We start from the raw sequence: 25605 nt of genomic DNA, 5'->3' as shown, positions 1-25605 counted from the left end.
CCCATCTACATTGAGTCTCATTTCGCGAAGCTCAAGATGACGCTGTAGTCCTCCACAGCACGCTTCGCGTCGTTCAAAATGAGGTCACCAGATTGCAGCCAGGCGTGGGCTCTGAAAGGGGGCTGCTTCACACCAACGAGGAGCTCGAGCGATGCGATGTAGGGATAGAAAAACAGATACCCCCCTACGGAATCCTCAAGGCAGCGCGGGCGGCGGAACCGAAGATTGCGCAGATGTTGGAATACGCTGGCGTAGTAATCGATTGTTTCGACTCCCATTGACGCCGGTGCTGTTCCCCGACGCGAGGCACGTAAAAAGTCGAGTTGACGAGCGATGGTCTGGCTGCGAACGAAGCGAGCAGCATGAGCCGCACGCGCATAGTGCCACACCAGATGGAGGGGTGGGAGAAAGGCTGGCGGTGAACTCAGGCAATCGCGCAACTTGGCCGTCGTCTCGGTTAGCCGTTCACGCTCCTCCGGACAAGCTGCAGAAGTGCTCGCCATGCTGTAACGATTGGATTGCAGGTCGAGGCTGATCCAACGCCCGTTAGACCACGCATGAAATATGTCGCTCACAGCAGCGATCCCTTGGCCACCGCCTCAAACTGATGGGATGGGCCGAAGCCCATCCCATCAAGACGGTCCGCGTCAATCGGACTCATCCACGAAATAATAATCGCCGGTCGTGTGTTCTGCGCGCCACGAGCCCCCAAAGCCTTTTGTGAGCTCGGTGGCGTCCCCGAGGTCCTGCACCGTGTCATTGATAGCGGTTTCATTGATAGCGGTTGTATTCATCCACTTTCTCCAGAGTGACCGGCATATCGCCAGCGCGCGGAAGCTAGCATCGTGATATAAAATAGGGCTTTTATTTTCTGAGTATGATCTCGAGCGATTTGAAAAATAGTTTGACGTTGCGGAGGATGCGGGATGGGCGACGAGGCAATTAGGTGGCGCGTTTGCGGCCAGCGGCCGAAGGGACGATGATTCAATCACCTATAGCGCCTGAGTAGAGTTACCGGCACGGAAGGCGTCTAGTTCAATGGTAGCAATTCCATGGCCAGCGACCGCTTCGCGCTGACAGACAGTACCAGATCCAGTGCAGGCAGCCGATCTGACTTAAGCAAAGTCTAATCCGACTTCGTCACCGCGCAATGCCGCGACAGTTTCCGTCGCCGTGCGAAAGCTTGCTCAAAATGATCGCGATATTTGCCGAATCAGGCACCATGCTGCTGGGCTTGCAAGCCGCCAACCACTTTTGGCTTGGCATCGGGTCCGGCGCAGCAGCGCACCGACCCGTCTAACCGAACATAGATCTCTCAGCCGGCTTGGCGTTCTGGTAACGCTGCGTGATTTACGGCAGCAACTCCCGCTGAGGCGCGTCACGTTGCGCTTTGAAAGCGACGACGAAGACCTCAAGCCCGGCCGAGGTTAAACCGTTCTCAGTGACGAGACCCAGCCGCATGAGGTTGACCGCTGTCTCCATACATGGAACCTCCGCCAGCCGAGCGGACGCCCAGCGGTCCGCTTGCAGGACGCCTTCCAACAATGATGAGAGAGCTTTTACTGATCGTGTCGCCCCCGTGCAGTGGATCGTGTGACTTTGCCGGGCTGGCCGCGTTTGTTTGGAATTCTGCAGAACGATCTCGGTCAGCGCATATTGTCGCCGTTATGTCGCCCATTCTTCGCGATTTTGCAGAGAAACAACCTGGCCTTTCGATTAAAAGGAGGGGCCAAACAGGAGATTGCATATGAAGGTCGGGGTCCCTAAGGAAATCAAGACGCACGAATACCGCGTGGGTCTGACCCCTGGCGCCGTCCGCGAATATGTGGCTGCCGGTCACAATGTACTGGTCGAGACCAATGCGGGTGCCGGCATTGGCGCGAGCGATGACACTTATCGCAAGGCCGGCGCGACGATTGTCGGCTCAGCTCGTGAGGTCTTCGCATCCAGCGAGATGATCGTAAAGGTGAAGGAGCCGCAACCTTCTGAATGGACTCAGCTGCGCGAGGAGCAGATCCTTTTCACGTACCTGCATCTGGCGCCAGACCCGGAACAGGCGCGGGGACTCCTCAAGTCTGGATGCACCGCTATCGCCTATGAGACCGTGACGGATGCGCATAGCGGGCTTCCGCTGCTTGCGCCGATGAGCGAAGTCGCGGGAAGGCTTGCGGTCGAAGCGGCAGGCAGCGCCCTGAAGCGCTATAGCGGCGGGCGAGGGCTGTTGATCGGCGGCGTTCCTGGCGTGGAGCCGGCCCGCATCGTCGTGATCGGAGGCGGCGTTGTTGGGACACATGCGGCCCGAATGGCCGCTGGCCTGGGCGCCGAGGTCACGATCCTCGACCGTTCGATCCCCCGCCTTCGCGAGCTGGATGAACTGTTCGAAAGCCGCGTTCGTACCAGATTCTCGACCATAGATGCCCTCGAAGAGGAGGTCTTTGCAGCCGACGTTGTCATCGGCGCGGTCCTCGTCCCCGGTGCAAGCGCACCGAAACTCGTGAGCCGCAGCATGCTAGGCTCAATGCGCAAGGGATCCGTCATCGTTGACGTCGCCATCGATCAAGGCGGCTGCTTCGAGACATCGCGCCCGACCACGCACGCCGATCCAACTTACGAGGTGGATGGCGTCATTCACTATTGCGTCGCCAATATGCCCGGAGCCGTCCCGCTCACATCGAGCCAGGCACTGAACAATGCCACACTGCCCTTCGGGCTGGCGCTCGCCAACAAGGGTTTCGCGGCGGTGCTCGAGAATCCGCATCTGCGGGCAGGCCTCAATGCGTATCGCGGCCGGCTTACTTACAAGGCTGTAGCCGAGAGCCTCGGCCTGCCATTCTCCCCGATCGAACAGGCTGCGGCCTGATCCCAGAAGTCCCTATGGGACGTTTCCTCCCTCACTTAAGGGCCGCTCCTTGGAGTGGCCCTTTTTTTGTGCCCGGCATGTTCGGCAGCTTGGAGGTGGAAGCCCTCTACTTTTGGATCGCTATGAAATCCCCCACGGGATCGAATCAACGTGAATCATCCCCTGAGCGAACTCGCGCGGAGGACTAGTAAGTGCTTACAACCCAAAGATCCGAAGGAGACGCACTCAGACCAAGCCCACGCTTCGCCGGGGGTGTTACGGCTCGATACGTTCCGACCAGAGCGATATCGTCTTCGATTTACCCCGATACTTCTCGCTGGTCGATCAGTTCCTTGCCGGCGAGGGCGAGTTCAGCTTCGTAGACCGCGCGATCAGTCACCTCGATACGCTCGATATAGTCCCACGGGCTCCTCAGTATCGCGGCTCTAACGTAAAGACATCCGTCTCAGACCAGGTGGCAGGCGACGAACCGGCCGGGCGCAACCTCCTTCAAAGGCGGTCTTTCCGCGCAGACAGGCTTGGCTAAAGGACAACGCCCTCTCAGCTTGCATCCAGGCGCGATATCGATAGGGTTTGGAATTTCCCCGGACAAAGCGAAATCGTCGCGCTTTGCGTCGGGATCCGGAACTGGAATGGCCGCCAGCAAAGCGCGCGAGTAGGGATGCAAGGGCTTTGCAAACAGATCCTTTGTGCCCGACATCTCCACAATGCTGCCGAGATACATCACCGCAACGCGGCTCGCCAGGTACTTCACAGTGGCCAGGTCGTGGGAAATAAAGAGGTAGGACAACCCGAGTTGTTCACGCAGCTTCTCCAACAGAAGAATTGCCCGCGAGCGTAGTGATACGTCCAGTGCGGAGGTTGGCTCGTCAAGAACAACGAAGCGGGGATTCGTTGCAATGGCCCTGGCTATATTGACCCGCTGGCGTTGACCGCCCGAAAGCTCGTGCGGATAGCGGTCCAATAGATCGCGGCCGAGCCCCACCTCCTGCATGAGCTCCTCGATGCGGTCGCGCCGCTCCTTCGCCGGAAGCTTGGTATGAAGCGTGAGCGCCTCCTCCACCATCCGTCTCACCGATAGTCTGGGATTGAGCGAGGCAGTAGGATCCTGAAACACCATCTGGATGTCGCGGCGCAAAGGCTTCATGGCATGCGCATCAAGCCTCGCTATGTCCGTGCCATCATAGCAGACAGATCCCGCCGTCGGCTCGATTAGCCGGACCAGGCACCGCGCGACTGTCGATTTTCCACAGCCGGATTCGCCGACCAATCCAACCGTCTCGCCGGCTTCTATATCGAAGGAGACAGAGTCAACTGCCCGCACGACGGGCTGATCCTGACCTCGCAGGCGTGCGAGCGTCCCGGCCATCCCGCCGAGCGGAAAGTGCATTTGCAGATCACGTATCTCAACAAGTGCCACGGCGTTCCTCGAATCCATAACATGCTACAACATGGCCGGGGGCGGCCTCGATCATCGCAGGGCGTGCCGCGCGACAGCGATCCATTACCCACTCACAGCGTCCTGCGTAACGGCATCCGCTCGGCGGGTTGACCAGGGAAGGAACCGACCCCGGTATGGGCTCTAGGACGACGTCCCGATCGACCCTCGGTATCGATCGGACGAGCGCCTTGGTATAGGGATGGGCGGGATTATGGAACAGCTCCCGCACGGGGGCGCATTCCACCACTTGGCCCGCATGCATAACGGCAACGCGGTCGCATATCTCGGCAACGACGCCGAGATCGTGCGTGACCAGCATGATCGCCGCACCTGTTTTCGCGCTCAATTCGCGCAGCAGATCGAGAATCTTGGCCGCGATTGAAACGTCGAGCCCGGTCGTTGGCTCGTCCGCGAGCAGGAGCTGAGGTGAGGTTGCAAGAGCCATAGCGATCATGATCCGCTGACACATCCCTCCCGAGAGCTGATGCGGGTATTGCTTGGCTCGCTTTTCCGGCGCCGGAATGCGCACAAGGCGCAGCATCTCGAGCATTTTCTTGTCCGCCTCTCGTGCCGACAAGCCGGCGTGGACCATCAGCAAGCGTGAGATCTGCTTTCCAACGGTCAGAAGCGGGTTGAGGGCGGTTCGCGGCGTCTGCGATACCATCGCGATCTTTGCGCCGCGCATGCGCCGCATCTGTTCCTCAGGGAGCGTACCCAGATCAACTCCGTCAAAGTGAACGCTTCCAGAGACGACGCGCCCTGGGGGACGGATCAGGCGCAGAATGGCGAAAGACGTGACTGATTTTCCCGACCCGGACTCGCCGACCAGCCCGAGAACCTCGCCCCGGCGGATCGTCAGGTTGATGTGGTCGACTGCTTCAATGGCACCCTGGTTTATCTGAAAGTGGACGGTCAGATCAGAAATCTCAAGCAGCTCGGTCATCTCAATCCCCTCATGCGCGGGTCAAGCAAGTCACGGAGTCCGTCGCCGATAAGGTTGAATGCGAGAACGGAAATCATGATGGCAAGGCCAGGAAACAGGAACAGCCACCATTCTCCCGTGACGATCTGTGAGGCACCTTCCGCGGTCATCACGCCCCATTCGCTCTGTGGCGGCTGAATTCCAAGGCCAATGAAGGAGAGCGAGGCCATCGTCAGAAGCGCAAAACCCGTCGAGAGGGTCGCCTGCACAATCAGCGGGGGAAGGCAGTTCGGCAGCAGGTGAATGAACACAATCCTCCAGGTCGGATTGCCGAGCGTGCGAGCAGCATCGGCATATTCCATCTCCCGGAGCCGAAGCATCTCTCCACGGGTCAGCCGCAGATAAGCCGGGATTTGTGTGATCGAGATGGCAATTGCGACATTGGTGGTGGAATTGCCAAGCCCTGCCGTGATGCCCATGGCCAGTACGAAGGCCGGGAAGGCCATCAGAGCGTCGACGACGCGCATCGCGATCGTATCAGCCCACCCCCGGCTGTATCCGACGACTGCTCCAAGCAACCCTCCGATTGAAACGGCAACAAACGTTGCGGCAAAGGCAACCAGCAGGTCGACCCGGGCCGCAAAAATGATTCGCGAGAGTTGATCGCGGCCGAACTCGTCAGTTCCAAGCGCATGCTGCCAGGAAGGCGGCTGCAAAGAAGCTGCAGGGTCGGTGGCATCGGGCGGGTAGGGCGCCACGATCGGCGCCAATATCGCAGCCGCCGCGATCAGCACGATCACGCACAGTGCCGCAAAGGAAACAGGATTGCGCTGAAGCCGCTGCCACACCAGAGATGAAGCCGGTTGCGAAATCGAAGAGGAGAATGATGAGGACATCAGCTGAACCTAATCCGGGGGTCGACGAGGCCGTACGCGATATCGACTGCCAAATTGACCATGACACACGTCACTGCGACGAAGAGGATGAAAGACTGGATCGGAGCCGAGTCCTTCGTAAGCAATGCAGTCACCGCGTAATTGCCAATGCCGGGCCATGAGAACACGCTTTCGACGACCGCATTTCCGGCCATCAAGAATCCAAAAACGATTCCGGAAATAGTGATGACAGGTATCAGCGCATTTCGCAGCGCATCCCGATAAATCACCGTTCTTCGCGGCAATCCGGCCGCCCAGGCCGCCTTGATGTAGTCGGACTCGAGGATCTCAAGCATGGTGGACCGCACCATGCGTGCGACTGGCGCGATCGCGCTGAGCCCGAGGGTCGCTGCAGGCAGCATGAGCTGATGCAGACTTGATCGTAAGGTGGTCCAATTGCCGGTAAGCAGGGAGTCGATCACATAAAGTCCGGTTATGTGTGCGGGAGGTTCTATGCCGGATCCGAGGCGCCCCAGCGGTGAGGGGGCCATGTTGAGCATGTAGAAAAAGACGTAAACGAACAGGAGCCCGGTCAGGAAGCTCGGCATGGCGACACCCATGATGCCGACCACTCGTCCGATATGGTCGATCAATGTGTCGCGATGCACCGCTGACAAGACCCCAAGAGGCAGTCCGATCACGATCGCGATGAGAAGGCTCGCCAGATTGAGCTCGAGAGTGGCGGGCAGGCGCTGCAGAAAGTCCTGAGACACCGGCCGTCCCGTCGAGGCACTCTCGCCAAGATCGCCTTTGAAGATGCCCGAGACGTAGCGGTAGTATTGCTCTGGAAACGGGCGATCCAGGCCCATTTGGTGCTCCATTTCAGCGAGATGTTCGGGCGTGGCAAACGGGCCCGCCTTGACCATGGCCGGATTGCCCGGGAGTAGGTAGGTGAGGGTAAAGCAGATCACGCTGACCCCGAACAAGGTCGGCAGAGCCAGCGCAAACCGTCGCATGACATAATTGAAGAAACCCATTGGAGCGCTCTCCCGTTTAATACGAAGATGACGTGCTCAGGCGAGCTTCATGCTGAAAAAGCGCTCATAACTATCCCAACGCTTCTCAATGCCAACGAGGTCGGATCGCATGACGCGGGTCCAGTTCTCGTACCAGAGGTGCCCCCAAACGGCGTCGCCGATGATGATCTCCTGCAGGCGTTTTGCCGCCGCCAGACGCTTGCTGGTGTCGGTTTCATGCATGTTCTCATCGATCAGCTTGTCGACTTCTGGATTGGAATAGAACGAGGTGTTCGTGCCCTTCGCTGTGCTGTGGAAGTTGAAGAACAGGTGATAGAAGGGATCGTTGATCCAGGACTGCCAGGACTCGATCGAAAGCTGGTGATCGCCTTTGGTTGCGATTTGGCGGAAGGTGGCTTCGGTTTCCTTGACGATGTTCACCTTGAAGCCGATCTTCTCCAGCTCGGTCTGGAGCCAGATCGAGGCCTGCTCGTGCGGCTGCCATCCAGCGCGTACCGCAAGGTCTATCGGAACCGGATCCTTGCCGAAGCCCGCCTCGCGCATCAACTCCTTGGCCTTTGCGATGTCGTACTTGTAGGGACTGATCGTGTTGTCGTAACCGGGCGTCAAACTAGGTACAGGGCTCTTCATCTCGGTGCCGAAACCATACAGCACGCTCGGGATGATCGCCTGGACCGGGATGGCGTAGTTGATGGCCTGCCTCACTTTGACATTGTTAAGCGGAGCCTTCTGCGTGTTCATGCAAAGCCAGTGACACAGGGTGTCCGGCACGGAGACTGTCTTCAAACCTGGCTCCGCCTCGAGGCTCTTCACATTGCGCGGAGACAGCGTTGATCTGCCGACGACCATGTCGATGGCTTTGCGCTTGAGCAGCAGCACGCGATCGGCTTCGTTCGGCACATATTTGAGAACGATCCGATCGAAATAGGGGTGACCACGCCAGTGATCAGCCTGCGCTTCCAGGACGACTTCGACGCCCGGCTGGTTCTTGACTAGTTGATACGGCCCGACGCCGGCCGTATTTCGCTTCAACCAGTTGGCGGCCCAGGGATCGTCTGCGTTCGCATTCGCCTTGACCTCATCCGGATCAAGCAGCGCGTTGTTCATAAGCGCCATCATGTCCAGCGCCATCGGGCTTGGCGAGGGCATATTGATCTCGATCGTGAAGTCGTCGCGCACCTTGAACTGCTCGGGCTTGGTTACCCCAAGAAGGCGCGGAAACAGGAGGCGCATATAACCCGGCGACTGCAGCCCGCGGTCGAGGAGATACTTCACGGTCGTGGCGTTGACGTCGCGGCCGCTCGGTAATTTCAGGCCTTTGCGGATGTTCAGCACCAGCGTGGCGTTGCCATTTTCGAAGGACCAGGACTGAGCGATGCCGCCCTCGATCTCGCCAGGCTTTGCTTGCGACACTCCCGGCTTTCCCTCGACCGGCTGCACCTTCCACATCAGCGGACTGTCGTAAACGTTTGCCTGCACCGTGTAGCCGGCCGACGTCTTGAACGAGGCCGGATCGAGCGTGTCGATGTCGGCATCCCAGGCGACTGTCAGCGTTCGCTTTTCTTGTGCGGCAGCTAAACGAGCTGTGCCCGTGAATGTGAGCGCCGCGACGCTGGTTGCGGCGAACTTCAAGAAATCCCGACGGCGCGTGTCCCTGTTCATCTCATTCCCCTCCTGACTGTGCGCGAAAGATTTGCCGGTCGTCCGGTGCGCGATGGCTTGCATTATTGTCATCGTCCTGCTATTGTCAACTAAGTTTCAATATACGAAACTAGGTGATCAAAAAATGGGCGCAATTGAAAATGCCGCGCAAATCCTTAGACTTTTTGGGCCCGGCAGGCTTGAAGTCTCCGTGACAGAAGTCTCGCAGTTATTGAGTATGCCCAAAAGTTCAGCATCTCGTTTGCTGAAGACGATGCTGGTTGAGGGGCTCCTGTCGCGCTCGGAAAATCCTCCGCGCTACAAGGTTGGAAATTTGCTTTTTGAGATTTCGCGCCTCTACAAGCTGAACTCCTCCTTGATCGACGCGGTCGATGAGGCCGTAAAGGAGATCACCCGGGAGACTGGGCATACCGGTTATGTCTCGATCCTTGATGGTGCGGATGTTCTGGTCATCCGGATGCACCAGGGGTCTCATGCCTTGCGCGTATTCACGCCGCTGGGCCAGCGTGCTCCTGCATTTGCGACTGCGATTGGGCGCAGTCTGCTCTCGCGCTTTCCAGATAATGTGGTGCGCTCCCTTCATCCTGAAGGCGTCACGTCGCCTTCGCCGCGCGCCCCTCAAAATGTCGACGAGCTGGTGGCGGCGCTGGATCAGCCGCGCCGGTTCGGCTGGGCCGAGGCCCTCGATGAAGCGATCCCCGGGGTCGGCTCAATCTCCGTGAGCGTCTCCGATCCAGAAATCCGCGAGACGGTGGGCTTCTGTATTTCCTATCCAGCCTCGCACATGAGCGATGAGGAGAGGAATCGTGCGATCACGCTGCTTACGACTGCCGCTGAGCGTATCGCGCACCGCTTCGGCGATCAGTTTCTCATGCAGCGTGCGCAGCGCGCCCTTGGTGGTGGCGGCCCGGTTGCTGCTTGATCCGGTTTTTTGTCGCCGCAATTGACGCGGCTCGGAGGCTATAGATGAGACAATTGAGTCCGGAGGATATCGAGGCGCTCTCCGTCGGCGCCTGGATTCTCGGAACGGGTGGCGGCGGGAGTCCGTATCACGCGCTCTTGAGCATGCGGAGTTACTACAATGAAGGCGTTCGCGTAGATCTGATCGATCCCGACGAGCTGGACGATGATGATGCGATCGCGGTTGTCTCCATTATGGGCGCGCCGCTTGTTTTCCAGGAGCGTCTGGTCGACAGCAGGCTCATCGCGCGCGCCGTGTCGGCCATGGAGGAGCATCTTGGTCGCAAGTTCAGGGCGGTGATGGCAGTCGAAATCGGTGGCGGCAACGGCATGCAGTCCTTGCTCGCTGCCGTCCACCTGAAAATTCCAGTTGTCGACGCCGATGCGATGGGGCGTGCCTATCCTGAGGCGCAAATGACGAGCTTTGCGGTGGGCGGTCTCGCTCCCTATCCGCTGACCTCCGTAGACCCGCGCGGTAATGAGGCGATCGTTGGCAAAACCTCCTCCTGGAAATGGATGGAACGTGTGAGCCGAAAGCTTTGTACCGAGTTCGGGTCCATCGTCGCGACCTGCAAGGCGCCGCGCACCGGTGCTGAGGTGAAGAAATGGGCCATTCCCCGTACCACATCCAAAGCCATCAATCTCGGGCGGGCGGTTGCCGAGGCCAACCGGCAGCACGCTGACCCGATTGCAGCCATTCTGAAAGCGGAATCCGGCAGGTTCCTGTTCTCCGGCAAGGTCGTTGAAGTCGAGCGGCGGACAACGGAGGGCTTCCTGCGCGGCCGCACAGTCGTGGAGGGGCTTGGCGATGATCACGGCAGCCAGATCCGGATCGATTTCCAGAACGAGTGGATCGTCGTGTGGCGCGATGGGCGGGCGCTCGTCTCGACGCCCGACCTCATTTGCGTTCTCGACAGTGAATCCGGCGAAGCGATCGGAACGGAAACCATTCGCTACGGCCAGCGGACAACCGTGATCGCGCTGCCGGCGGCTCCGGTCTTCCTCTCGCCGCGCGGGCTCGACCATGTCGGCCCCCGCGCTTTTGGTTATGACATCGATTTCAAGTCGGTATTCTGCTCATGAGACGCATTGGGATTGACGTAGGTGGCACCAATACGGATGCCGTGCTGATCGACGGCGGAAAAGTCGTTCAAGGCGTGAAGGTCGCCACCACGGCCGACGTCACCAGTGGTGTGGCTGCGGCCATCGGGGCGCTCGATCTGAGTGCCGAGCATGCGAGCGGTCTCGACGCGCTGATGATAGGTACGACCCACTTCATCAATGCGGTCGTTCAGCGCCGTCATCTGACGAAAGTGGCAGTAATCCGAGTTGCACTCCCCGCCACGAGCTCCCTGCCGCCCTTTACCGACTGGCCGGCTGGGCTTGCCGAGCTCGCCAATGGCGGGGTCTTTCAAATCGAAGGCGGCCACGATTACGACGGGCGCAGGTTCGCCCCTCTGGATATCGCGGCAGCCAAGCGAATTGCGCGCGAAATCGGCAATCTCGGCCTCAAATACGTCGTGGTCAACGCACTGTTCTCTCCGCTTGATCCGTCCGACGAAGAAGCGGTCGCCGCCATCCTGCGCGAAGAAATCCCCGATGTGTCGGTGACCTGCGCACATTTGCTCGGCGGGATCGGATTGCTCGAACGTGAGAACGCCGCAATTCTCAATGCCTCTCTCATTGCGCTTGCTCGGGAGACCATCACGGCTTTTGAGCAAGCCAAGTCAAAGGTCGGGCTGAACGCGCCGCTTTTTGTCACGCAAAACGACGGCACCGTCGCGGAGGCCTCGCGTGCCGCCGCATACCCTGTGTTCAGCTTCGCCTCCGGTGCGACCAACTCGATGCGCGGTGCGGCCTATCTTTCCGGGCTCAAAGATGCGGTGGTGGTTGACGTCGGCGGAACGACGGCGGACTTTGGCTACTTGCGGAACGGCTTTCCCCGTGAAGCCAACACGGTCGTTCATATTGGAGGCGTCAGGACCCTATTCCGCATGCCGGACCTCGTTTCCATCGGACTTGGTGGCGGCAGCCATATCGACCTTGGAGCGGCAGCCATCGGGCCGCTCAGCGTTGGGTATCGCCTGTCCACGGAAGCGCTGGTGTTTGGCGGCAATCGCGTGACCTCGACCGACATCGGCGTTGCCGCCGGACTGATCGACCTTGGCGATCGCAAGCGTGTGGCACACATCACTGCCGATGACGTGAAGAGGGTTCTGTGCCGCTGCAAGGAGATGCTGGAAGAGAACGTCGACCGGATGAAGACAAGCGCTTCAGACGTCACGCTGATTGCGGTCGGGGGCGGCGCGTTTCTTGTTCCGGAAGAATTGCAGGGCGTCGGGCGTGTCGTTCGGGTTCAACACGGGGGCTGCGCGAATGCGGTTGGCGCAGCCATTGCGCAGGTCAGTGGTGAAGTCGATCAGGTGTTCCAGGGGCTGACGCGAGACGAGGCGGTTGCTTCAGCACGCAAGCTTGCCGATTCCCGGGCAGTGGAGGCCGGCGCGGATTCGGAATCGCTTGCCCTGGTCGAGGCAGAGGATACGCCGATCGCCTATCTGCCCGGAAATGCCATGCGCGTGCGCGTCAAAGTCGTCGGCAATATCCGATCAACCCGAATTGGGCAAACAGCCAAGGAGAAAGTCACATGCCAGTCCGTTTCCTGATCAGCACGCTCAAGGAAGGGGTCGACCCAGCGGAATATGAGGCCTGGGTCCGCGAGCGCGACTACGCTCTCGTGCGGAGCCTCGACAATTACGTGAGCTACAAGGTTCATCGCATTCGCCGCCCCATCCAGGGCGCCGAAAACTCGACGTGGCAATACATCGAAAGGATCGAGGTCAAAAGCCTGGAGCAACACGACAGGGACCTTGCCTCACCGGCTGGTGTTGCGCTGCGAGAGGAGCTCTATGGCAAGTTTCTCGATCGCTCGAAGAACATCTATTTCGTCAGCGACGAGATAGAATGATCTGTGCTCCGCGTTGAGCTCTGCCTAGTCCAAGAACGTAAGCGCAAACAGGACACCAACAAGATGACCCTCGACCTGCTGATTCTCGGCAACGCGCCAATGGCCAAGATGCTTGATCGCGTGAAGCTCGCCGAAGCGAGCGGATACGACACGGTCTGGCTTGCCGATGAACGGTTCTATCGGGAGGTCTATTCGTGTCTTGGATATTTTGCACAAAATACGTCTCGGGTCAGGCTCGGACCCTGCGTGACAGATCCCTACGCCAGACATCCGGCGCTGACGGCCATGGCGATTGCGACGCTCGACGAGATTTCCAACAAGCGCGCAATTCTCGGCCTCGGCGCCGGTATTTCCGGTTTTGCTGAGCTTGGCATCGATCGGAAGAAGCCGGCGCGCGCTATCAGCGAAGCGATCGAGGTCATTCGGATGCTCCTGCGCGGCGAGACCGTCACCTACGAGGGAGAGGTCATTCGGTTCAAGGAGGGCAAGCTGAATTTCACCCCTGTTCGCGCCGATATCCCAATCTATGTGGCCAGCAATGGTCCGCTCGGCCAACGGACGGCAGGCGCTTGCGCCGATGCCGCGTTCATGGAGGCCGGCGGCAATGCTCCGGAAATCAAGGCCTTCCGCGCGAGACTGGACGATGGGGCCAGGAAGGCGGGCCGCGATCCCAAATCCGTCAGGCTGATCGTTCGGCTCAATGCCTGTGTTGCCTCAGACGGTCAGGCCGCCCGTGACGCGCTTCGGCCGACGGTTGCAAGACTGCTCGGGGCAGGGCGTCTCAAGTTTGAAACAGCCGAAGAGCAGGGGCTGACCTTGCCGGAGGACGTGCTCGCCTCTGTCCAGGGCGCCCATTACGCCGCCGGGGTGACGCCTTACCTTCCTCTGCTGCCATACGTGACCGATCGCCATATCAACGCCTTCACTTTGGCCGGCAATGTGGAGGAGGTGACCGCGCGTGTGATCGAACTGCGCCAGGCCGGCGTCGACGGGATTATCATCATGCCCTTCGCTCCCGAAGGAGGTACGATCGAGGATACGATCGCCAAGATGGGCTCCGAGGTGTGGCCTGCCGCCCAGGCGCTGGAAGGGAGCAAGCCATGAGCTTTGATCTCCATCGGCCGGCCACGGTCACTGAAGCTATCGACCTTGCTCAACGCTTTGCGCCGACCGCGCGCTATGTCGCCGGCGGGACCGATACGGTTATCCAGATCAATCGGAAGAAGATCGATCCCGTACATCTGATCGATGTCGCCTGCCTGGCCGGAATGAGCGAAATCACCGAGACTACCGAAGCATTCACCCTTGGCGCGTTAACGAGGTACCGCACGATCGAAACGCATTCTGCGTTTCGGGGTAATCTGCGAGCGTTGGTCGAAGCTGCCAGCGTCGTCGGTGGCCATCAAGTACGAAACATCGCAACCATCGGCGGCAACATCGTCAATGCTTCTCCTGCCGCCGACTTTGTGCCGCCACTGCTCGCGCTCGATGCAAGCCTCGACATGACAGGTCCCAATGGACGGCGCTCCGTCCCCTTGCGCGACTTCATCGTCGGCCCGGGAAAGACTGATCTCTTGCCCGCCGAGATCGTGACCAGCATCCGATTTGCCAAGCTTCCGGCCGGATCCGCAACCGCCTTCCTGAAAGAAGGGCGCCGGCGGGCCATGGAGATATCGGTGGTTTGTGTTGCAGCTTGCTTGACGCTGGATGCCTCCACCTCGCGTTGCGCTTCAGTGCGCCTGGCAATCGGAGCCGCAAGCCCAAAGGCGTTCCGGCCCGAACAGGCGGAGAGTTATCTCATCGGCAGATCTGCCGGAAAGGAAAGCTTTGCGGAGGCGGGCAGGATCGCGGCAGAGGCTTCCAGTCCCATTTCTGATGTTCGCGCGTCGGCCGGCTACCGCCGCGGTCTTGTCGCGGTCATGGTCGAGCGCGCGCTCGGGACATGTTTGCAACGAATTCGGGAACAAGATCAATGAACCGGAAAATTCTCAATATCGTTGTCAATGGCGAGAGCCATCAGCTGCTCATTGAGCCTCATTGGACGCTGCTACAGGTCCTGCGCAACGGGATCGGCATGATGGGCACCAAGGAGAACTGCCTGGAAGCAGAGTGCGGGGTCTGCACGGTGCTGCTCGATGGAAGGGCCGTCAATTCCTGCATCCTGCTCGCGGGGCAAGCTGAGGGATGCTCGATCACCACGATCGAGGGGATCGGCGATCCCGAGCATCTGCATCCCCTTCAGGAAGCATTCATCGAATGCGGCGCCGTTCAGTGCGGCTACTGCATCCCGGGCATGATCCTGACGGCAAAGTCATTCCTGGACGAAAATCCGGGCTGCCGCCCCTCGCGCGACGAGATCAGGGAAGCTATCGCAGGTACCCTTTGCCGCTGTACCGGCTATCGCAAGATCATCGATGCCGTGGAAACCGCGGCAGAGCGCATCGCACTTTCGGGAGCCAAGCAATGAACGCTCAAACCCATCGCGTTGCCGGTCACCGCCTGCCCCGGCGGGATGGCGTCGGCAAGGTTACCGGAAAGCACGTTTACGCTGCGGATTTCAAGCTGCCCGGTATGCTCTACGGCAAGATCCTGCGCAGTGCTCGCGCGCACGCTCTGATCAAGAACATCGACATCTCGCGCGCGGCTGCGATCGCAGGCGTGCGTGGCATCATCACCGCCGCTGACATCCCGCAGGTCCGCTATGGAACGGCGGTGCGCGACACGACCGTGTTTGCAACCGATCGCGTCCTGTTCATGGGACATGCGATCGCCGCGGTCGCTGCCACGTCATGCGAGATCGCCGAGCGCGCGATTGAAGCCATCAAGGTTGAATATCAGGATCTACCGGCACTGTACGATCCGGAAGAGGCGCTCACAAGCGATATCCGCATCCATCCTGATTGGGAAACCTACAAGGCGCTCCCGATCATTTCGCGCAAGGACAACATCGCAGGTCACGCCCGTATTCACGTCGGCGATGTCGAAGGAGCCTTCGCAAAGGCTCATAAGGTCTATGAGCATCGGTTCACGACCTCGCTTCAGCATCCAGGATACACCGAGCCGCGCGTTGCGACCGCGGATTGGGATGCGAACGGGATAGTGACGGTCTGGTGCAACACCCAATTGCCGTTCGACACGCAAACGACATTGGCCGAAATCCTCGATTTGCCGGCCGCGCGGGTGCGCGTCACCGTGCCGGGAATTGGTGGTGGCTTCGGTGGCAAGCTGAGGATCGGTGTCGAGCACTTCGCAGCTCTCCTGGCGCGCAAGACTGCCCGCCCGGTCAAAGTGATGTCGACGAGCGAAGAGGAGCTTACAGCCGCGCTTCCGCGTCAGGCTTCCGTGGTTCTGCTCAAAACTGCCGTTGACAAGGATGGGCATCTTCTTGCCCGAAGCGGTCGGGTCATCGTGGATTGTGGCGCTTATGCCGGCTCAGGTCCAGGCACGGCTGCTATCGCACTTCAGGTCATGGCAGGTCCGTACAAGACAGGAGCGCTCGCGTTCGAAAGCATCGCTGTCTACACGAACAAGGTCCATTCTGGCTCCTTCCGTGCTCCGGCGGGACCGATGGCGAATTTCGCGATGGAAAGCCAGATCGACATGATCGCAAAGGATCTCGGCCTGGATCCTCTCGAAATGCGCCTGCGCAACATCGTCAAGGAGGGGGATCCGGGCCCTTCGGGCGAGACGCACACCTCTGTGAGCATCGAGGAATGTCTGCGCAAGGCAGCCGATGCGATCGGCTGGCAAGATCGTAATCCCGAGCCAGGACGGGGCAAGGGCATCGCCTGCAGCTGGTGGATGACGACGGGTGGCTCGTCTGGTGTCTATGTCAAGATCAATCCCGATGGGAGTGCGACGCTCGTCAGCGGCGCCGTTGAAATCGGCACCGGCGCGATCACGGGAGCCGCTCAAGTGCTCGCCGAGGAGCTGTCTCTGGACTTGACGGACATCAACGTCACCGGGGTGGACACTCAGGCCGCGCCGTTCGACTACGGCGCTCAAGGCAGCCGTACGACCTTTTCTGTGGGCAATGCGTGCCTTGCGGCAGCTAAAGAGCTGCGGCGTCAGATGTTCGAACTCGCGGCCAAGCAGCTGGAAGCACCGATTGAGGATATGAAGCTGCAGGACAAGCACGTGGTCGTCGGCAACAAGTCGATTTCGATTGCGGAGCTGGCACGCATCTCGCGTCTTGCCGGTGGCGGGCTCATTGCGCATGGCACAGCCATTTCACCGGCACCAGCCTACGATCCGACACGCGTCAAGAACCATCCGCTCCCGGTCTGGAATACGCCGAGCTACCATGCCCACGCCGTCGACCTTTCCGTCGATCAAGCCACGGGCAAAGTGACGATCAATCGCTATGTCGTGGCCCAGGACGTCGGATATGCGATCAATCCGACCTATATTGAGGGACAGATCGAGGGTGGCGTGGCGCAAGGTATAGGCCAGGCCCTGTCGGAAGAGATCGTCTATCAGGACGGTCGCGTCATGAATGCGAACCTGACAGATTACAAGATGCCGACGGCGATGGATGTCCCGGAGATCGAGAGCATTATCGTCGAATGCCGATCCGCTGCCGGTCCTTACGGTGCCAAGGGCGTTGGAGAGCCACCATGCATCGAACCACCGGCTGCAATCGGCAATGCGATCGCGGCGGCGACTGGCTGCTGGCCGAACTCGCTGCCGATGACCGCTGAAAAGATTGCCGCCACAATGCGAGCCCCGCACTCATGATCCGCGTCGAGGTCAATATGCATGGAAATCTCCGTCGGTTCTTGCCCGGCGGGGTTGGATCCATTCAGCTTGACCTCCCCGAGGGAGCGACGATTCTCAACGTGATCGGCTCGTTGAGCGCCGAGCATGATGTCTGGCTGGCCTCGATTGGTGACATGGTCGTGCCGTTGTCAGCTGAAGTCAAAGACGGAGCCGAGCTCAATTTCTTTCCCTATCTTGAAGGCGGCTAGTATGAACTTCTTTGTTCGGCGACGGACCGAGAAGTGTTGACCCGCGATCGAGCCGTCTTTGAACTAATTCGTTCACGTGAAGGAGCGGTGCGACTGATCTATTGAGTGTTCGGCCTGGTGTGAATACGGTCAAGCACGCTCGAGCGAAGCAGAGTTTCACTGTCAAGGCGTCATGCCGCAAGCAAAGGAGTGTAAGCCAAATGTCGAACGCGCCCCTTCCGACTTTGTCGATCGTCGGCGGCACTGGAGATCTCGGATCCGGCCTTGCCCGCAGCTGGAGTCGCGCCGGATATTCCGTCATTCTTGGATCGCGCTCGATTGAGCGCGCTCAGGATGCAGTCGCGCTCTTAAAATCCGACGGGTTCGCCAATGTGACTGGCGAGGCCAACGCTGCCGCCGCGGCGAAGAGCGATATTGTTGTCGTTGCGGTGCCATTCTCCAGTTATGAGACAAGCCTGGCCGAGATCAAGGACGCGGCCAAGGGCAAGATTGTTGTCACCGCGGTCGTGCCGCTCGTGCCGCCGAAGGTCTCTGTTGTTCAACTCCCGAGCGCCGGGTCGGCTGCGCTGATCGCCCAATCGCAGCTTGATCCGAGTTCGCGGGTGGTCGGAGCGTTTCACAATGTCGGCTCACAGAAGCTCCATGCCGGAGGAAAGGCGGACTGCGACGTTCTGGTGTTCAGCGATGATCCTGAGGCCCGCAAGGAGGTGATGTTGCTGGCGGATGCGGTGAGCAATCGCGGGATCGATGGCGGTGCGCTCGCGAACTCCGCTGCAGCCGAGGCCCTCACCTCCGTCCTGATCGCGATCAACCGCAAATACAAGGTGAAGGGTGCCGGCATCACGATTTCCGGCCTGACCTGAATGGAAAACCACACGGGCGTTCGCAACGATGCTCACAGCCCTCGATCCTCTAGACCGCAAAATCCTAAGCGAACTCATTCGGGATGCCCGCATAAGCCAGCTGGCGTTGGCCGAACGGGTCGGCCTCTCGGCAACGTCTTGCGCAAGGCGCGTGCTGCAAATGGAGAAAGCCGGGATCATCAAAGGCTACTCGGCCGAGATCGATGCAAACTCGCTTGGCTTTCCCCTCACCGTGATCGTCCACATCACGCTTGACCGCCAAAGCGAGGGCGCGCTCAGGGCTTTCGAAGCCGAAATTCAGAAATGCCCCGACGTGATCGCCTGCCATCTGATGTCCGGTACGGACGATTATCGGCTTTCGGTACTGGCGCGCGACATGGAGGACTACGAACGCATTCATAAGCAGCACCTGTCACGCCTGCCGGGGGTGGCAAGACTGCAATCGAGTTTCGCAATGCGCACTGTCATAAAGCGGTCAATTTCTCCGGCGGCGCTTCATGGCTAGCCTCTCCGTTGCGAAGCGGAGTTCGGAATAAGGGCAAGAGATAGCACGGAAACGCGCGTCAGCACGCTTGAAGGATGCGAACGTCGAAGACTTATCCAGGAGGTGTGCCAGGGTCTGCTTAAGGGAGAAGCAGATAGGATACAGAACTGATTTCGGGTACGGCGCGTAGAGATCGTATTCGAGGAGAGATGCCCCGCGCCAGAAACAACAAGACGTGTGGGCAGCGGCGAAGGAGGAAAAAGTCGCCATGACGAGGAGCATCACATACAGCGCCCTTCCCGGGATCCCTCTGGTGGGGCCTGGCGACGATCTGGTTGGTGTCATCGCGGATGGCGCGAAGACCGGAGAGATCGCCGTGGCATCTGGCGATATTTTTGTCGTCGCACAAAAGATCGTGTCGAAGGCGGAAAACAGGTACGTCTATCTCGATGATGTGAGGCCTTCCGACCGCGCTGTGGAGCTTGCAAAAACGGTCGGCAAAGATCCCCGGCACATCGAGGTGGTACTCTCAGAATCCACCGAGGTCCTTCGCGCAAGACAGAATGTGATCATCGTTGTTCACCGCCTCGGCTTCGTGATGGCGAACGCCGGCATAGATGAATCCAATATCGAGCAGGATCGCGGCCATCGCGTGTTGTTGCTGCCTGAAGATCCGGATGACAGTTGCCGGCACCTCAAGCGCGGCCTCGATCGACAATTCGGGGTCGATGTCGGCGTCATCATAAACGATAGCTTCGGCCGTCCATGGCGCAACGGCGTCGTAGGTGTGGCGCTTGGAAGTGCTGGAATTCCTGCCCTTCAGAGCATGATCGGCAAGCCCGATCTGTTCGGCCGGCCCATGCAGGTAACAGAGATCGCGGTCGCGGATGAGCTGGCGGCCGCCGCCTCGCTCTTGATGGGACAGGCGGCCGAAGGCCAACCAGTAATCCATGTTCGTGGATTCTCCTCTCGTGCGCCTATCAATTCGGCGTCCGCGCTCGTGCGTGCGAAAGAACGGGATATGTTCAGATGAACGGGCGGTCACATTTGCCGGGAAAAGGGCGTGTTGTGGCGCTCTGCGGGGGCGTCGGAGGAGCAAAGCTCGCTGTTGGATTACAGCACGTTCTCGGAGAACGATTGACCGTGGTCATCAATGTGGCCGACGATTTCGAGCATCTCGGACTCCATATCTCGCCGGACCTCGATACAGTCCTTTATACGCTCGCCGGTCTCAGCGATCCCGAGCGCGGCTGGGGCCGATCCGATGAGACCTGGAACTTCATGGAGGCCTTGAAGCAGATCGGCGGCGAGACCTGGTTCTTGCTCGGGGATCGCGATATGGCGATGCATATCGAGCGGACCCGCCGCCGCTTAAGGGGAGAAAGTCTCACAGCGATTGCGAGCGACATTGCACGACGGCTCGGGATCGCTTCAGCTGTGCTGCCCGTCACCAATGACAGGCTTTCGACCATCCTCGACACCACGGAAGGCGAGCTCGAATTCCAGCGCTATTTCGTCGAGCGTCGCTGCGAACCGGTTGTCAAGCAGATCCGGTTCAGCGGGGCGCAAAACGCTCGCCTGAGCGAGGAGGTGCTTGCGTCATTCGATGCCGAGGATCTCCGCCTCATCATCCTATGTCCTTCCAATCCTTATCTCAGCATCGATCCAATCCTGGCTGTTCCAGGGATGGCTGAAAAACTGCGTGCGACCAGCGTTCCCGTTGTGGCCATTTCCCCGATTATCGGCGGTCAGGCAATCAAAGGACCGACGCGCAAGATCATGGACGAACTCGGCCTTGAGCCGTCAAATGCAGAGATTTCCAGGCATTATGCGGGGCTGCTCGATGGCCTAATCATAGATATTGCCGATGCGGCAGGGGCGGGCGACCTGGGGGTCGATGTACACCCGGCGCCTACGCTCATGACAGACATGCAGTCGAAGTTCATGCTCGCAGAGCATGCGCTTGCCTTCGGCGAAAACCTTCGCGCAACGCACGAGCGGCGGGGCAGGGCCCCTTCAAAGGGAGGCGCATCATGACGACACGTGATGCATGGGTAGTCATCCCGGCAAAATCGTTCTGGTGCGCGAAGCAGCGGCTCTCCCCATTGCTGACGGCATCCGAGCGCGCCCTGTTGGCCCGGTCTATGCTGTGCGATGTTCTGAGCGCGGCATGTGGCGTGATAAAACTAAATCATATCGCTGTGGTAACAAATGCTGAGGATGTCGCTCAAGAGGCGGCTCGTCTGGGGACTGTCGTGATTGATGACGGCGGTGCGGACGGAACCAATGCGGCAGTGGCAGCCGGGCTCGCCGCGGTCGAAAATCGTGGGGACGAACTCATCCTTGTTCTGCCGAGCGATGTGCCGGCTATCTTGAGCGAGGACGTTTCGACGCTCCTCCAAGCCGCGCAAGGCAACGCCGTGATCGTGCCGGCGCCGCGCGATGGCGGCACCAACGCGGTTGCATTCACCGTAGCGCGAGCCTTGCAGCCGTGTTTCGGCCCCGATAGCTTCGCCCGCCACATCGCCGCAGCCGATAGGCTCGGCATTCAGCCTATCGTGTGCCGCAATGCAAGGATTGGGCTTGATCTCGATGCTCCCGCCGATGTCTTTGATTTTCTTGACCTGAACACGTCCACAGCCACCGATCGCTATTTGCGTTCGATTAATCTCGGCCAAAGGCGGCTGGGGATGGGAACGGACGGACTGGGCGCGCAAGCGTCGATGCGGCGGCCGAAGTGAGCTCGGGGTTGGTTGCCCAAAATGCAGAGAGCTCCGACGTTTTTCGCGGAGCGTGAGGAGTTCTGAGAATGGTGGATCGGATGCTTCTGGAATCCTTGAGGCGAAGTGACATTTCCGCTTCCGAGGCCATGTCTCTCGTCAGCGACGTGTCCCTTCCCGATCTCATGCGGATGGCGGCATCAAAGCGGGATGAGGCTCACGGCAGAAAGATCTCCTACTCGCGAAAAGTCTTCATTCCGCTGACCCAGTTATGCCGGGATGTCTGCCACTACTGCACATTCGCCCATCCGCCCCAAAAAGGGCAGCGTGCCTACCTCACCATCGATGAGGTGCTGGCGATCGCGCGTGCCGGTCGTGAGGCCGGCTGCAAGGAGGCGCTGTTTACGCTGGGCGACAAGCCTGAGCTGCGCTACCGCCAGGCCGAGCGAGAGCTGCACGAGATGGGCTTTGCATCGACGCTCGCCTACCTCCAGGAAGCCGCGCGCGTGGTTTTCTGCGAGACTGGCTTGTTGCCGCACCTCAATCCAGGCTTGATGGAGGCCGACGATATCGCAGCTTTGCGCAAGGTCTCCATCTCGCAAGGGATCATGCTCGAGAGCGCCTCGGCACGACTGTGCGAGCCCGGGGGGCCACATTTCGGCTCACCTGACAAGGAGCCTGGAAGTCGGTTGCGGACAATTGAACTGGCAGGCCAGCTCTCGGTCCCATTCACGAGCGGATTGCTCATCGGTATCGGCGAGACGCCGCTTGAGCGCATCTCCTCATTGCTTGCATTGCGCAATTTAGACGAAAGCTACGGGCACATTCAGGAAGTCATTATCCAGAACTTCAAGCCGAAGCCGGATACCCGCATGAGGGGCGCGGCGGCCCCAACAATGGAAGAGCATCTGTGGACCATTGCGCTCGCGCGATTGCTGTTCCGGCCCGACATGAACATCCAGGCTCCCCCCAATCTCAGCCCGGGCGTACTGGACAAGATTCTGGCCGCTGGCATCAATGACTGGGGCGGCGTATCCCCGGTTACACCGGACCATGTCAATCCGGAGGCGCCATGGCCGCATCTGGCACGTCTCTCCGAGGCCACCGTTCAATGCGGCAAGACGCTCGTCGAACGCCTCGCAGTTTATCCGCCCTATGCGCGTCAATATGCTCGCTGGACTGACATGTCGCTGCAGAAGAACCTGCTCGGTCTTGTCGACGGACATGGCTGGCCGCGCCGAGACGAATGGTGCCCTGGAGCGAGGTGCGAGCCGCCTGCCGGGGACCTCGCGATGCTGCGTGAAGATGCCAGCTCGCCCGCCGTCCTAACCGGCAGCTTTCGGAGAATCGTCGCAAAGGCTCATTCTGGGGCACGACTCGACGAGGCAGAGATCGTGTCGCTGTTCGAAGCCGAGGAGTGCGACTTCACGGCCGTGTGCCGCGCTGCTGACGAGCTGCGCCGCTCCGTCAATGGGGATTCCGTTAGTTATGTCGTCAACCGCAACATAAACTACACTAATATCTGCTACTTCAGGTGCCAGTTCTGCGCGTTTTCGAAAGGAAAGCTCGCCGAGAACTTGCGCGGGCGGCCGTACGATATTTCCATGGATGAGATCGGGCGGCGCGCGCGCGAAGCCTGGGAGCGTGGCGCGACCGAAGTCTGCATGCAGGGCGGCATCCATCCCGCCTACACCGGCGCAAAGTATCTTGAGATTTGTCGGACCGTAAAGCAGTTCACGCCCGAAATGCATATCCATGCTTTCTCGCCCTTGGAGGTGTTTCAGGGGGCCAAGACGCTCGGAGTTTCGGTCGATGAGTTTCTGCGCGAGTTGAAGGACGCCGGTCTTGGTACATTGCCCGGGACCGCCGCAGAAATCCTGGACGACGAGGTCCGCGCGATTCTGTGTCCCGACAAGATCAACACCGCGCAATGGCTGCAGGTCATGGCAGCGGCCCATAGAGCCGGATTGCGCAGCACCGCAACGATCATGTTCGGTCATGTCGACCGTTACGAGCATTGGGCAAAGCATCTGTTGCGCATCCGGGATCTTCAGACCGAGACCGGCGGCTTCACTGAATTTGTCCCATTGCCGTTCGTGCACATGGAGGCCCCGATCTACTTGAAAGGGCGCTCGCGCAAGGGGCCGACCTTCCGCGAAGTCGTTCTCATGCATGCGATCGGGCGGCTCGTCTTCCACACGAAAATCTCCAACATCCAAACCTCTTGGGTGAAACTCGGCGAACAAGGCATTCGCGCCTGCCTTGAGGCTGGTGTGAACGATCTCGGCGGCACGCTGATGGACGAAACGATCTCGCGTTCAGCCGGTGCTCAGCATGGCCACGAGATGGCTCCAAAACAAATGGAAGAGCTCATCCGGGCCATGGCACGCCTGCCGCGCCAACGTACGACGCTCTATGGCGAAGTTGCTGACGCTCGTTATCTCGCGTCGCTGAACCCTCCGGCGCTCACTCCGATTGTTACGGGACTGGACGACCATCGCGAGGTGCGAAACATCCCTCGGTCCCGCGCGCTTGAAATGACGTAATGGGAGCGCGTCCCGCGCGAGCCTGAGACGATGCCGAAAGGCGTCGGCCGGGAATGCTTGACGCTGAATTTGATTTGTGATCACATATCGAGAACGGAGGGCCCCTAAAGTGAGCCGCATTATCGCGCCAGCGCACGCTTTCGGCCGGGCATTGATCGCGCATCCAGCTTCGATCGGCCGGCGCTTCGCGCCATCTCTTCGTGTTGCTCTCAGCTCAAGCTTGTTGTGGGCGCGCAATGCGCTGTGCCGCAAGAGTCATTGGATCAACTATTCCGCGGCCTATGAGTTGGCTCAGCGTTGCAGGCCATCCAAGTGCATTCTTGGCGTCGTCCGCGTCAGTGGATCACGACGAGCAGCGGCAACGCCCTGCTTCAGCGCTCGAAATTTCGCGTTTCTGGCGCGCGCTCAGCTGAACCGCTCAGAACTGCTGTCCAGAGCGACTGCTAGTGGCCGAGGCGTAAGCACAAGAATCTGCCTTGGTCTTTGACCCGAAGGCCGATGAGGTCGCCAATCTGAGGGGGATTTTCCCGGCGGCCAATTTAACGATCACACCAATCAGGAGCATTCATGCCGACTTTAAATGAGGACCGAGCAGCCATTTTGAAAGTGCACCGCGACTGGTGGGTTGCCAATCACAAGTGGGATATCCCCTTGATGCGAACCTGCTTCCCGAGTGGCACCGCGTTCTTGAATTTCAACCTTAGCGGCGATCCGTACTTTGGGCGGGAGGAACTGACCGCTTTTTGGGAGTCGTTCAAGGACAGGCCGCGATCGAAGCCTGCGGTCATGCACATCTGGCGTCTGGATCTCCATGGCGACATGGCCTACCTGCTTTGCGAAGGCAATTTCGAGGAAGCCGACAAACCGGACCAGTACCTGCGCAGCACCGAAATTTACGTGCGCAACGACGGAGAGGGAAAGCCGGAGTGGAAGATCTGGCACTTCCACTGCTCGGAGATGGCGCCCAAAGACAAGATCCGGCAGCCGTTCGGCGATAGCTACGCCAGCCGCGGCGTGGGTTATCTGCCGCCAGGCTTCGGCAAGAGCTTCTCGGTTACGGACGACCAAAAGCTGTAATCAAAGCGAGCGCCCCGCCGGGCTGGCCGCGCCGCCTACATCCGGCGGACAGGCTGATCCCGCCGGGGCGAAGAACGTCCAAAGAAGATTTTCCAGCTGAACTTGCCGCCCGATGTGACCGCCGAGAAGCGGATGGACCGTAGTGCGCGAGCCTCACTGGAAAGGGAGAGCACACGCAATCGAGCGTCCCTTCGGCCGTTCGGAACGTCGTGACCGTGGAGGACTC

The 25605-nt window shown here is 59.7% G+C and carries 25 protein-coding genes; 17 read left to right on the top strand and 8 right to left on the bottom strand.

Annotated elements, in window-relative coordinates; genetic code table 11:
• Nucleotides 1-17 precede the first annotated feature (17 nt).
• The 3 genes from I6F36_RS33205 to I6F36_RS39765 all read right to left on the bottom strand — a co-directional run bounded on the left by I6F36_RS33205 (nt 18) and on the right by I6F36_RS39765 (nt 1482).
• The gene (locus I6F36_RS33205; RefSeq protein WP_225131370.1) at nt 18-575 is read right to left on the bottom strand and encodes a lasso peptide biosynthesis B2 protein; all 558 of its coding nucleotides are present in this window, start codon (nt 573-575) and stop codon (nt 18-20) included.
• A 72-nt stretch (nt 576-647) separates the two neighbouring features.
• The gene (locus tag I6F36_RS33200; RefSeq protein ID WP_225131368.1) at nt 648-794 is read right to left on the bottom strand and encodes a hypothetical protein; all 147 of its coding nucleotides are present in this window, start codon (nt 792-794) and stop codon (nt 648-650) included.
• 556 nt (nt 795-1350) lie between these two features.
• Nucleotides 1351-1482 carry a hypothetical protein gene (locus I6F36_RS39765; protein WP_275945364.1) on the bottom strand — a complete coding sequence of 44 codons (132 nt, stop codon included), beginning with the start codon at nt 1480-1482 and terminating at the stop codon, nt 1351-1353.
• Nucleotides 1483-1747: 265 nt separating this feature from the next.
• Here I6F36_RS39765 and ald point away from each other — a divergent pair, with 265 nt between their 5' ends.
• Nucleotides 1748-2860 carry an alanine dehydrogenase gene (ald, locus tag I6F36_RS33195; RefSeq protein ID WP_225172928.1) on the top strand — a complete coding sequence of 371 codons (1113 nt, stop codon included), beginning with the start codon at nt 1748-1750 and terminating at the stop codon, nt 2858-2860.
• A gap of 445 nt (nt 2861-3305) precedes the next feature.
• Here ald and I6F36_RS33190 read toward each other — a convergent pair whose 3' ends face one another.
• From I6F36_RS33190 to I6F36_RS33170, 5 genes are read right to left on the bottom strand one after another with little or no spacing between them, the layout of a single operon-like run.
• A complete protein-coding gene (locus tag I6F36_RS33190; protein ID WP_225131364.1) occupies nt 3306-4280 on the bottom strand; it encodes an ABC transporter ATP-binding protein in 975 nt (324 codons plus the stop codon).
• Entirely contained in the window at nt 4267-5244 is a 978-nt protein-coding gene (locus tag I6F36_RS33185) for an ABC transporter ATP-binding protein (protein ID WP_225131362.1), read from the bottom strand. The genes I6F36_RS33190 and I6F36_RS33185 overlap by 14 nt, the downstream gene beginning before the upstream one ends.
• Entirely contained in the window at nt 5241-6119 is an 879-nt protein-coding gene (locus I6F36_RS33180) for an ABC transporter permease (protein WP_225131360.1), read from the bottom strand. Before I6F36_RS33180 ends, I6F36_RS33185 begins: the two co-directional genes overlap by 4 nt.
• Nucleotides 6119-7135: an ABC transporter permease gene (locus I6F36_RS33175; protein WP_225131358.1), complete on the bottom strand. Its 1017-nt coding sequence runs from the start codon at nt 7133-7135 to the stop codon at nt 6119-6121. Before I6F36_RS33175 ends, I6F36_RS33180 begins: the two co-directional genes overlap by 1 nt.
• Nucleotides 7136-7171: 36 nt before the next feature.
• Entirely contained in the window at nt 7172-8797 is a 1626-nt protein-coding gene (locus I6F36_RS33170) for an ABC transporter substrate-binding protein (RefSeq protein WP_225144534.1), read from the bottom strand.
• 52 nt (nt 8798-8849) lie between these two features.
• On the opposite strand from I6F36_RS33170, the gene I6F36_RS33165 reads away from it, so the two are divergent.
• The 16 genes from I6F36_RS33165 to I6F36_RS33090 all read left to right on the top strand — a co-directional run bounded on the left by I6F36_RS33165 (nt 8850) and on the right by I6F36_RS33090 (nt 25379).
• Nucleotides 8850-9719 carry an IclR family transcriptional regulator gene (locus I6F36_RS33165; RefSeq protein ID WP_225172927.1) on the top strand — a complete coding sequence of 290 codons (870 nt, stop codon included), beginning with the start codon at nt 8850-8852 and terminating at the stop codon, nt 9717-9719.
• A 44-nt stretch (nt 9720-9763) separates the two neighbouring features.
• The gene (locus tag I6F36_RS33160; RefSeq protein WP_225172926.1) at nt 9764-10840 is read left to right on the top strand and encodes a DUF917 domain-containing protein; all 1077 of its coding nucleotides are present in this window, start codon (nt 9764-9766) and stop codon (nt 10838-10840) included.
• Nucleotides 10837-12420 (top strand): hydantoinase/oxoprolinase N-terminal domain-containing protein, encoded by a 1584-nt coding sequence (locus tag I6F36_RS33155; RefSeq protein WP_225172925.1) that lies wholly within the window; start codon nt 10837-10839, stop codon nt 12418-12420. Before I6F36_RS33160 ends, I6F36_RS33155 begins: the two co-directional genes overlap by 4 nt.
• The gene (locus I6F36_RS33150; protein WP_225131341.1) at nt 12402-12722 is read left to right on the top strand and encodes a hypothetical protein; all 321 of its coding nucleotides are present in this window, start codon (nt 12402-12404) and stop codon (nt 12720-12722) included. The genes I6F36_RS33155 and I6F36_RS33150 overlap by 19 nt, the downstream gene beginning before the upstream one ends.
• 63 nt (nt 12723-12785) lie before the next feature.
• On the top strand, nt 12786-13826 hold the full coding sequence (locus I6F36_RS33145) for an LLM class flavin-dependent oxidoreductase (RefSeq protein WP_225131338.1): 1041 nt from the start codon (nt 12786-12788) through the stop codon (nt 13824-13826).
• The gene (locus I6F36_RS33140; protein WP_225172924.1) at nt 13823-14698 is read left to right on the top strand and encodes a xanthine dehydrogenase family protein subunit M; all 876 of its coding nucleotides are present in this window, start codon (nt 13823-13825) and stop codon (nt 14696-14698) included. Before I6F36_RS33145 ends, I6F36_RS33140 begins: the two co-directional genes overlap by 4 nt.
• The gene (locus I6F36_RS33135; protein ID WP_225131379.1) at nt 14695-15189 is read left to right on the top strand and encodes a (2Fe-2S)-binding protein; all 495 of its coding nucleotides are present in this window, start codon (nt 14695-14697) and stop codon (nt 15187-15189) included. The genes I6F36_RS33140 and I6F36_RS33135 overlap by 4 nt, the downstream gene beginning before the upstream one ends.
• A complete protein-coding gene (locus I6F36_RS33130) occupies nt 15186-17459 on the top strand; it encodes a xanthine dehydrogenase family protein molybdopterin-binding subunit (protein WP_225172923.1) in 2274 nt (757 codons plus the stop codon). Before I6F36_RS33135 ends, I6F36_RS33130 begins: the two co-directional genes overlap by 4 nt.
• Entirely contained in the window at nt 17456-17689 is a 234-nt protein-coding gene (locus I6F36_RS33125; RefSeq protein ID WP_225131332.1) for a MoaD/ThiS family protein, read from the top strand. Before I6F36_RS33130 ends, I6F36_RS33125 begins: the two co-directional genes overlap by 4 nt.
• A gap of 200 nt (nt 17690-17889) precedes the next feature.
• Nucleotides 17890-18552, top strand: a complete 663-nt coding sequence (gene npdG, locus I6F36_RS33120; protein ID WP_225131330.1) for an NADPH-dependent F420 reductase — start codon at nt 17890-17892, stop codon at nt 18550-18552.
• A gap of 28 nt (nt 18553-18580) precedes the next feature.
• On the top strand, nt 18581-19057 hold the full coding sequence (locus I6F36_RS33115) for an Lrp/AsnC family transcriptional regulator (RefSeq protein ID WP_225131321.1): 477 nt from the start codon (nt 18581-18583) through the stop codon (nt 19055-19057).
• A 247-nt stretch (nt 19058-19304) separates the two neighbouring features.
• A complete protein-coding gene (cofE, locus tag I6F36_RS33110; protein WP_225131318.1) occupies nt 19305-20069 on the top strand; it encodes a coenzyme F420-0:L-glutamate ligase in 765 nt (254 codons plus the stop codon).
• Nucleotides 20066-21073, top strand: coding sequence for a 2-phospho-L-lactate transferase (gene cofD / locus I6F36_RS33105; protein ID WP_225140371.1), 1008 nt, complete (start codon nt 20066-20068; stop codon nt 21071-21073). The genes cofE and cofD overlap by 4 nt, the downstream gene beginning before the upstream one ends.
• Complete coding sequence (gene cofC, locus I6F36_RS33100; RefSeq protein ID WP_225172922.1) at nt 21070-21777, top strand: 2-phospho-L-lactate guanylyltransferase; 708 nt, start codon at nt 21070-21072, stop codon at nt 21775-21777. The genes cofD and cofC overlap by 4 nt, the downstream gene beginning before the upstream one ends.
• Nucleotides 21778-21845: 68 nt before the next feature.
• A complete protein-coding gene (cofH, locus tag I6F36_RS33095) occupies nt 21846-24302 on the top strand; it encodes a 5-amino-6-(D-ribitylamino)uracil--L-tyrosine 4-hydroxyphenyl transferase CofH (protein WP_225172921.1) in 2457 nt (818 codons plus the stop codon).
• A gap of 567 nt (nt 24303-24869) precedes the next feature.
• On the top strand, nt 24870-25379 hold the full coding sequence (locus I6F36_RS33090; RefSeq protein ID WP_225131310.1) for a nuclear transport factor 2 family protein: 510 nt from the start codon (nt 24870-24872) through the stop codon (nt 25377-25379).
• Nucleotides 25380-25605 lie beyond the last annotated feature (226 nt).

The organism is Bradyrhizobium sp. BRP19 (genome assembly GCF_020194195.1).
Taxonomy (GTDB): Bacteria; Pseudomonadota; Alphaproteobacteria; order Rhizobiales; family Xanthobacteraceae; genus Bradyrhizobium; species Bradyrhizobium yuanmingense.
This window is presented reverse-complemented; position numbering and strand designations above follow the sequence as displayed.

What these genes read in the sequence shown, in the direction of transcription:
- I6F36_RS33180 (WP_225131360.1), bottom strand. Translation starts at nt 6,119, where the DNA reads ATGTCCTCATCATTCTCCTCTTCGATTTCGCAACCGGCTTCATCTCTG.
- I6F36_RS33175 (WP_225131358.1), bottom strand. Translation starts at nt 7,135, where the DNA reads ATGGGTTTCTTCAATTATGTCATGCGACGGTTTGCGCTGGCTCTGCCG.
- cofE (WP_225131318.1), top strand. Translation starts at nt 19,305, where the DNA reads ATGACGAGGAGCATCACATACAGCGCCCTTCCCGGGATCCCTCTGGTG.
- I6F36_RS33090 (WP_225131310.1), top strand. Translation starts at nt 24,870, where the DNA reads ATGCCGACTTTAAATGAGGACCGAGCAGCCATTTTGAAAGTGCACCGC.
- I6F36_RS33170 (WP_225144534.1), bottom strand. Translation starts at nt 8,797, where the DNA reads ATGAACAGGGACACGCGCCGTCGGGATTTCTTGAAGTTCGCCGCAACC.
- I6F36_RS33160 (WP_225172926.1), top strand. Translation starts at nt 9,764, where the DNA reads ATGAGACAATTGAGTCCGGAGGATATCGAGGCGCTCTCCGTCGGCGCC.
- I6F36_RS33135 (WP_225131379.1), top strand. Translation starts at nt 14,695, where the DNA reads ATGAACCGGAAAATTCTCAATATCGTTGTCAATGGCGAGAGCCATCAG.
- I6F36_RS33150 (WP_225131341.1), top strand. Translation starts at nt 12,402, where the DNA reads ATGCCAGTCCGTTTCCTGATCAGCACGCTCAAGGAAGGGGTCGACCCA.
- I6F36_RS33185 (WP_225131362.1), bottom strand. Translation starts at nt 5,244, where the DNA reads ATGACCGAGCTGCTTGAGATTTCTGATCTGACCGTCCACTTTCAGATA.
- I6F36_RS33130 (WP_225172923.1), top strand. Translation starts at nt 15,186, where the DNA reads ATGAACGCTCAAACCCATCGCGTTGCCGGTCACCGCCTGCCCCGGCGG.
- I6F36_RS33115 (WP_225131321.1), top strand. Translation starts at nt 18,581, where the DNA reads ATGCTCACAGCCCTCGATCCTCTAGACCGCAAAATCCTAAGCGAACTC.
- npdG (WP_225131330.1), top strand. Translation starts at nt 17,890, where the DNA reads ATGTCGAACGCGCCCCTTCCGACTTTGTCGATCGTCGGCGGCACTGGA.
- ald (WP_225172928.1), top strand. Translation starts at nt 1,748, where the DNA reads ATGAAGGTCGGGGTCCCTAAGGAAATCAAGACGCACGAATACCGCGTG.
- I6F36_RS33140 (WP_225172924.1), top strand. Translation starts at nt 13,823, where the DNA reads ATGAGCTTTGATCTCCATCGGCCGGCCACGGTCACTGAAGCTATCGAC.
- I6F36_RS33125 (WP_225131332.1), top strand. Translation starts at nt 17,456, where the DNA reads ATGATCCGCGTCGAGGTCAATATGCATGGAAATCTCCGTCGGTTCTTG.
- I6F36_RS33165 (WP_225172927.1), top strand. Translation starts at nt 8,850, where the DNA reads ATGGCTTGCATTATTGTCATCGTCCTGCTATTGTCAACTAAGTTTCAA.
- I6F36_RS33145 (WP_225131338.1), top strand. Translation starts at nt 12,786, where the DNA reads ATGACCCTCGACCTGCTGATTCTCGGCAACGCGCCAATGGCCAAGATG.
- cofC (WP_225172922.1), top strand. Translation starts at nt 21,070, where the DNA reads ATGACGACACGTGATGCATGGGTAGTCATCCCGGCAAAATCGTTCTGG.
- I6F36_RS33155 (WP_225172925.1), top strand. Translation starts at nt 10,837, where the DNA reads ATGAGACGCATTGGGATTGACGTAGGTGGCACCAATACGGATGCCGTG.
- cofD (WP_225140371.1), top strand. Translation starts at nt 20,066, where the DNA reads ATGAACGGGCGGTCACATTTGCCGGGAAAAGGGCGTGTTGTGGCGCTC.
- I6F36_RS39765 (WP_275945364.1), bottom strand. Translation starts at nt 1,482, where the DNA reads ATGGAGACAGCGGTCAACCTCATGCGGCTGGGTCTCGTCACTGAGAAC.
- cofH (WP_225172921.1), top strand. Translation starts at nt 21,846, where the DNA reads ATGGTGGATCGGATGCTTCTGGAATCCTTGAGGCGAAGTGACATTTCC.
- I6F36_RS33200 (WP_225131368.1), bottom strand. Translation starts at nt 794, where the DNA reads ATGAATACAACCGCTATCAATGAAACCGCTATCAATGACACGGTGCAG.